The following is a 6,812-nucleotide window of genomic DNA, read 5'->3' on the forward strand; positions in this document are numbered from 1 at the left end:
TAGAATTTTGCAATTAAGCGCGAAATTTTAAATTTTTATATAAGATGAATTTTTTAGCAAAGGAGCAAAAATGCAATATCTAACCTTAAACGACGGCAACAAGATGCCGATTTTGGGATTTGGCGTATTTCAGGTAGATCCGAAAGAGACGCAAAGATGCGTCGAAGATGCGATCTCGGTCGGCTACCGCAGCATCGATACCGCGCAGGCGTATTTTAATGAAGAAAGTGTGGGCGCAGCAATTAAGACGGCTCTTGCAGGCGGGCTAAAGCGCGAGGAGCTGTTTATCACTACTAAGCTTTGGATTAACGACGCAGGTGAGGAGCGCGCACTAAAAGCCTTCGATGCGTCGATGAAAAAGCTAGGGCTTGATTATCTTGATCTCTATCTTATTCACCAGCCATATGGCGACATTTATGGCTCATGGCGAGCGATGAAGCGTTTGCGCGATGAGGGCCTTGTTCGTTCTATCGGCGTTAGCAACTTCTACGCTGATCGGATCGTAGATCTGTGCGAAAACAGCGGCGTCATCCCTGCGGTAAATCAGCTCGAGTGTCATCCGTTTTATCAGCGTGAAGCGTTAAAACGCGTACTTGATGGCTACGGCATAGCATTTGAATCATGGGCTAGTTTCGCCGAGGGTAAAAACGATATATTTAAAAACGCCGTATTAAGTGGCATCGGTGAAAAATATGGCAAAAGCTCAGCTCAGGTTATTTTGCGCTGGTTAATTCAGCGCGGCATCGTCGTCATTCCAAAGAGTGTAAAAATAGAGCGAATGAAGCAAAATTTCGATATTTTTGATTTTGCGCTTGCGCCTGATGATATGGCTGCTATCGCTGCGCTGGATACAGGCAAGACGCTATTTTTTGATCATAGAGACGCCGAGCGCGTAAAATGGATAATCCATGCCTTTGATAAGTAAAATTTATTGAATTAAAGCGGATTGCATGCTTCAAAATTAAGCCGCGAGCGTGCAATCCTTGCTATTAAATTTGAGCTTGAGCGAGATTGGAGATAGAGCTTGTAGCAATAAATTAGCCTGCTCGCTCAAGCGGTGTTGATAGCGTAGCCTGCTTTTTTATATATTTTTCTGTGGGAAGCGTTGCTTTATTTGCTTTAATCTCAAATTTACCCTTTATTTTATACAATCTTTAAAATTTACCGCAAAGGAATTTTATGAAAATCGCTAAATTTTTAAGAATTTTAGCCGCCGTTTGCTTGCTCGGCTCGGGTGCAAACGCGCTAGAGGAGGGCGTTAATTATCAAGTGCTACAAAAGCCGCTAAACGTGCCGAAAAACAGCGTCGTTAAAATTTTTAACTACGAGTGCCCGCACTGCTATACGTTCGACAGGACGGTCACACCGCAGTTGATGAAAAAGCTTGAGGGGGCGGAGTTTTTGCCGTGGCACTTAAAGACCAAAGGCGTATTCGGACAGACCGCGAGCGGTATATTCGCAGCGCTTATCGTGCTTGATGAAAAGGACGACGTGAGCCTGCTAAGCGACGAGTCAAAATTTAAAAAGGCGAAATTTGCGATTTACAAAGCGATCCACGACAAAAAGGATGATTTTGGCGGTGGCAGTGATAAACAAAGGTTCATCAAAACCGCGCTAGATGCCGCCGGCGTGAGCATGAGCGAATATGAAGCGGCGCTTGCCAGCAAAAAGGCGCAGGCTCTGCTCGCGCAATGGGACGCGGGCTACGAAGTCGCAGTGATTTCGGGCGTGCCGGCATTTGTCGTCAGCGGCAAGTATCTCTTAAACACGGCTTCGTTCGGCTCCGTCGATGAAATGGTCGCTGCGGTAAAGGAACTGCTGGCGAAATAGGTTTTGCCGCGCCAAAGCAAGCTTTGTTTTACGCGCTGCATTAAATTTAGCCACAGCGGCAGGGTTCTAGCAAATTTTATCGCTAGCCGCGCGGAACAATAACGATTAAATTTTACGTTTTCAAAGCGCGGGTTTCGGCGGGTAAGGTTTGAGCCAAAATTTAAAAATTTGACTTTAAATTTAAATGTAAAATTTCAAGGCGAAGTATCGCGAGATGGATTTAAGGGTTGCGACGTAAAAATTTAGCGTGGGCTGGACAAGGTAGTCCGCCGAGCTAAATTTTTACTAGCTCCGTTAAAGACGCTCGCGAGGCAAGCCGCAAAGTTAAATTTGATCGCCGCTTAGCAGTATATATCCACTTTCACTGATATTTTTAAATTTAACCCCCAGCTCCCGCTTCAGCCTCAGTACGACGTTTTGTATCGCGCCCTTGCTCGTCTGCTCGCCCTCGTAGACGAACTCCTCGATCATCTCGTAGCTCACGAGCTTGTTTAGATTATACGCAAAGAGCCAAAAGAGCTTGTTTTGCAAAAACGATAGATAAATTTCCTCGCCGTTTTTGTAGATCTTTTCTTTGGCGAGATTTATGCTAGTTTGCGGGCCCAGTCGCACGAGCTTTTCGTCCTTTTCGTAGGTTAGAACTAGCAGGCGGCAGAGCGCGGCGATATCGACGGGCTTTTTTAGAAACGATGCCGCGCCGTGCTCGATGCTTTTGATGAGGTTGTCGTCGGTGTCGTAGGAGGTAAAGACGATAAATTTTTGCGCGGGTTTGACGCGTATCATCTCCTTCATCATCTCAAAGCCGTTCATCGCGGGCATGTGGATGTCGGTGATGACGATGGCGGGAGCTAGCTTTTTAAAACGCTCCAGCCCCTCTAGCCCGTCGCCTGCGCCCCAGACGCTTAGGCAGTATGGTTTTAGCCCGCCTATTAGCAGCTCCCTTGCGATCTCGTCGTCCTCGACGATGAGGACGCTCAGGTCTTTAAGTAGCTTTAAATGCTCTTGCATCTCACTCCTTTAAATTTATCTCAAAGCCGAGCTCAAACGTCGTCGGATCACCCGCGCTTAGCAGTCTGATGTCGCCTGAAAGCTTTTCGTTTGCTAGCTTTTTGCCAAAATACAGCCCGATGCCGCTTCCTTGCTTTTTGGTGGTTTTTGGCTGGGTTAAAATTTTATCCCGAAGCTCCTTGCTCACACCGCTACCGTAGTCCGTGACGGCTATTTTGCACGTGCCGTTTTCAAATTTGACATCGATAAAAACTTGCCGCTTGGCGATTTCGTCTTTGTATCGCTCCACGACCGCGTCCTTGGCGTTGTGAATGAGGATGAGTAAAATTTGCTGCACGATGCCCATTCGCTGCGTAGCCTCTTCGTCTTTAAACTCGCGCAAACTCACCGCGACGTTTGCCTTGCTAAGCTCGGTGTGCATGAGCTTTAGTAGGTCTTTGATGCAGCGCTGCACGCTAAATTTTTGCGGAGCGTCGCTGCTTTTATAAAAATTTCTAAAAATTTCGATCGTATCGCTTAAAAGCATGGTCGCAGCCTGCCCCTTTTGCAGCATACTCTCTAGCGTAGCGGCGTCTAGCTTGCCGTCTTTTTGCAGCATGAGTAGGCTTGAGATCATCAAATTTAGCGAATTAACCGGCTGAATAAACTGATGATTTATGCCGCTGATTAGCTCGCCCGCCTCGCTCATACGGGCTTTGTGCTTGAGCAGGGCTTCGTAGTCGTCTTGCAGATTTTTGATTTTTGAGTACATAAAGTTATGGAGGAAATTTGCCACCAGTGCTAGCGCCGCGAATGCAAAAAGCAAGATGAGGGCGTTTTTTAGCGCGGAGTTAAGCAGCGCGGCAAGCTCCTTTTCGTTATCGGTGCCTGCGCCTATAAACCAGTTTAGCGTGGGGATCTCGGCGACGGAGATGAAATTTGAGCCGATATTTAGGCTCGTGATATCCTCGCCCCGCAGGAAAATCTCTTTAAATTTATCCTCGATCTGCTTTTTTAGCGCCGCATCCTTCATCGGCGTTAAAATTTCGCCGCCGTGCGTAACGATGAAGGCGTAAGAATCTGGCGCTAGCTTAAACTTTTCCATATTTTTTAGTATATTTTGCAGCTTCACTACGCCGCAAAGTACCCCCGCAAACGAACTGCCGTCCAGCACGGGCACGCATAAATTTAGCGTCGGCTCGCCCAAAATTTTATGGTGCTGCATAAAATTTACCGTGGGCGCTAGCGTGTTTTTGGTCTCCTCAAACCACACAAGTCCCGTGCGCAGGCTCTTTGGCATAGCTTCGTTCTCGCCTAGCCCCTTGCCGTCTACGAAAATTTCTCCGTCCTCGCGTAAAAACTGCAAGGCGTCAAATTCTGCGGAGTTTTCTTTAAAAAGCCGTATGAAGCCGCCGAGCTTTTCGTCGTCTCGTATCGCGCCTGCGTTTTGCATAAATTTAGCCGCGCGCACCAGCGAGTGCAGCCGCTCGTCCAGCCAAAACGAGAAATTTCCGACCATATTTTCGCTCGCGGCGATCTTGTTTTTATCCGCGAGCGCCGTGATCTGCGCCTTGGCGTCCTCGTAGTTTTTCACGCCCAAAAGCACCACGAAAAGGCTCGCGAAAATGATGATGAAGTAAATTTTAAAATTATGCTCGCGTAAGGCTCTCATGCGGCGAGTATAGCAAAATCGGTCTAAATTTAGACCGATTTAAGCTTTTGCAAAAGTTAAAATTTTGCAAATAAACATCGCGGCGAGCACGACGAAGCAGACGCCAAAGCCGATGAGCGTGCAGTCGGCCATCGACATAAATTTGCTTGAGGGAATCAGATACCAGCCGTCCTGATAAAGGTCCACTAGATATTTTTGAAAGCCGCTTAGCGTGACGCCCTCGGGTACTAGCGGATTATCGTAGCCGCAGTCGCCCGTAGGTAAAAACCAATCAGGCGCCCACCGCTCAAGCGGCAAGCCGAACGGATAGTGCGGCTCGGTCGAGCAGCCCTGCACGCCGAACGGATCGTCTCCGTGCACGGCGTCGTGGATCTTGGCTAGCTTTACGCTGTACATTATGCCCTGGATCGCGCCCCAAAAGGCTAGCAGGTAGCCGACCGCCGCAAGGAGCAAATTTTTAGGATTTATGATCGCGATGAGGCCTCCTAGCGCCATGCACAAAAAGGCAAAGCGGATATAGACGCACTGCTCGCAAGGCGGCATATAGACGTAGTTTTGAAACAGCGAGTGCGCGAGGATAACAAGCCCCACGCTCACTACTATGAGGATCGCCCACGGCAGGCGGCTATCTGCGAATTTCGCTATTTTTTCCGCAAATTTCATGCTCGCGCCCTATTTTTTGAGTAGCTCTTCGATTAGCTGCGCCATGCCGTCTAGGGAGGTGATGGACTTCGTCATGATGAGGTATTTGCCGTTTACGACGAACGCCGGCACGCCTTGGATCTTGGCTACGTCGTAGCTCTCGTCCCATTTTTTAAGCAGTTCGGCGACCTTTGGGTCCTCTAGCTTTTCTTGATAGTCCGCCTCGCTAATGCCCGCCGCATCAAGCCCCGTTTTTAAAAACGCAGCCTCGTCCTTACCATCGCTCCAGCGCTGCTTTTGATCGTGATAGGCTTTGTAGTAGGCAAATTTAGCCTTTTTAAACAGCGAGTTTTCATCTAGCAGGCTCACGCCCTTTTCCTCGTCCATCACGGCTAAAACGGCAAAAATTTTACTCGCCGCCTCGCCGTATTCGCCCTTGGTTTTTAGATGAAACGGTACGTATTTTAGCCCCGCGACCTTTTCTACGACCTTCGGCGTGACGGTTTTGTCGTATTTGTAGCAAAACGGGCATGCGTAGCTAAAGACCTTAACTAGCGTGTTTTGCTCCACGGATAGCGGCTTTTGCAGCTTTACGTAGTCCTCGCCCTCGGTAAATGCGGCCGCGCTAAGGGCGCCGAATATCGCAACGGCTAGAAAGCCTTTGCTAAATTTAGAAAGTAGGTTCATGGAGTGCTCCTTAAAATGATTTCGTTTGGGTTAATTTTATATCCTCTCGCCGCCGCAGAACTCACGCTAAGATAAATTTTAGATTAAATTTATAAAATTTCGACTAAATTTTGGCACAAAAGCCAAAATTTGAAATTATTTTTTACAATTAAGCAAGTTTTAATAAACGCGTGATTTCTACGTTAGCGAGGTTGATTAAAATTACGATATCAAACCAATTCAAAGGAGAATAAGATGAAGCGAACCTTTTCCTCATTTGCGCTAGCTGTGGCGCTTTTAGGCGGTCTAAGCACGGCCGCGCTGGCTATCGGCGGACCTAGCGGCGCGCACATAGACTACGCCGTCCCGGGCAAGATCGGCGAAGTAGTCGTAAACCCATACGACATCGCGCCTCTAACGGCAGTGATCAAAAACGGCGGCTACACGCTAGCAAACGCCAAAGTCACTATCGTGCCAAAACCGGGTGGTCAAGTTATCAGCTATAAAGTCGCCGACAAGCACCTTCGCACGCACGGCGGAATCCCTGTTTTTGGACTATATCCCGACTATCAAAACACCGCCCTGGTCGAGTATGATAAAATTTATAAGGGTCAGACCGAGCACGTAAAAGAAAGCTATAAAATTTACGCTCCAGCGATCTATTTGGAGAGTTCGGGCATGCCGTCTCAAAAGGGCGCGCTGTTTGATAAAATCGAGGTCGTAAAGGCTCCGAGCGCAAAATTTGCCAACCGTCTCTACTACGTAAATAACTTCGTAAATAAAACGGGCAAAGGCACCAAGGTCGTGTGGAACAACCCTGCAGGCGGCGCGATCGAGTGGAACTATAGTCCGAACAACTTCATCCTAGACACCAAAGGCGAAGTTCGCTGGTATCTGGAGCCGAGTAAAATTTACGACCTCAAGCAGCCGTTTAGCGCGGGCGTCATGATGGGCTTTAAACAAAACGACGACGGCGCGATGACGTGGGGCTATGGGCAGCGATACGCCAAATACG

Annotated in this window: 7 protein-coding genes; 3 read left to right on the top strand and 4 right to left on the bottom strand. The window is 48.2% G+C overall.

The genetic code is table 11. The features are described from left to right. The first annotated feature begins 70 nt into the window (after positions 1-70). Both Q0369_RS06895 and Q0369_RS06900 read left to right on the top strand, forming a co-directional pair. Positions 71-925, top strand: a complete 855-nt coding sequence (locus tag Q0369_RS06895; RefSeq protein WP_298097769.1) for an aldo/keto reductase — start codon at positions 71-73, stop codon at positions 923-925. A gap of 254 nt (positions 926-1,179) precedes the next feature. Further along, the gene (locus Q0369_RS06900) at positions 1,180-1,830 is read left to right on the top strand and encodes a thiol:disulfide interchange protein DsbA/DsbL (protein WP_298097772.1); all 651 of its coding nucleotides are present in this window, start codon (positions 1,180-1,182) and stop codon (positions 1,828-1,830) included. Positions 1,831-2,154: 324 nt separating this feature from the next. Here the strand turns inward: Q0369_RS06900 and Q0369_RS06905 are convergent, their stop codons facing one another. From Q0369_RS06905 to Q0369_RS06920, 4 genes are read right to left on the bottom strand one after another with little or no spacing between them, the layout of a single operon-like run. Then, positions 2,155-2,838 carry a response regulator gene (locus Q0369_RS06905; RefSeq protein WP_298097775.1) on the bottom strand — a complete coding sequence of 228 codons (684 nt, stop codon included), beginning with the start codon at positions 2,836-2,838 and terminating at the stop codon, positions 2,155-2,157. A gap of 1 nt (position 2,839) precedes the next feature. Then, the gene (locus Q0369_RS06910; protein WP_298097777.1) at positions 2,840-4,489 is read right to left on the bottom strand and encodes a sensor histidine kinase; all 1,650 of its coding nucleotides are present in this window, start codon (positions 4,487-4,489) and stop codon (positions 2,840-2,842) included. A 39-nt stretch (positions 4,490-4,528) separates the two neighbouring features. Next, positions 4,529-5,152, bottom strand: a complete 624-nt coding sequence (gene dsbI / locus Q0369_RS06915) for a protein-disulfide oxidoreductase DsbI (RefSeq protein ID WP_298097780.1) — start codon at positions 5,150-5,152, stop codon at positions 4,529-4,531. A gap of 9 nt (positions 5,153-5,161) precedes the next feature. Beyond that, positions 5,162-5,818: a thiol:disulfide interchange protein DsbA/DsbL gene (locus Q0369_RS06920; RefSeq protein ID WP_298097783.1), complete on the bottom strand. Its 657-nt coding sequence runs from the start codon at positions 5,816-5,818 to the stop codon at positions 5,162-5,164. Positions 5,819-6,052: 234 nt separating this feature from the next. Here Q0369_RS06920 and Q0369_RS06925 point away from each other — a divergent pair. Beyond that, positions 6,053-6,812, top strand: a 760-nt coding sequence (locus Q0369_RS06925; RefSeq protein ID WP_298097786.1) for an aryl-sulfate sulfotransferase, incomplete at its 3' end; no start/stop codon positions are given.

The organism is uncultured Campylobacter sp. (assembly GCF_938030685.1).
Taxonomy (GTDB): domain Bacteria; phylum Campylobacterota; class Campylobacteria; order Campylobacterales; family Campylobacteraceae; genus Campylobacter_B.

Coding starts and splice junctions, on each gene's coding strand:
- Q0369_RS06900 (WP_298097772.1), top strand. CDS start 1,180: ATGAAAATCGCTAAATTTTTAAGAATTTTAGCCGCCGTTTGCTTGCTC.
- Q0369_RS06905 (WP_298097775.1), bottom strand. CDS start 2,838: ATGCAAGAGCATTTAAAGCTACTTAAAGACCTGAGCGTCCTCATCGTC.
- Q0369_RS06920 (WP_298097783.1), bottom strand. CDS start 5,818: ATGAACCTACTTTCTAAATTTAGCAAAGGCTTTCTAGCCGTTGCGATA.
- Q0369_RS06910 (WP_298097777.1), bottom strand. CDS start 4,489: ATGAGAGCCTTACGCGAGCATAATTTTAAAATTTACTTCATCATCATT.
- dsbI (WP_298097780.1), bottom strand. CDS start 5,152: ATGAAATTTGCGGAAAAAATAGCGAAATTCGCAGATAGCCGCCTGCCG.
- Q0369_RS06895 (WP_298097769.1), top strand. CDS start 71: ATGCAATATCTAACCTTAAACGACGGCAACAAGATGCCGATTTTGGGA.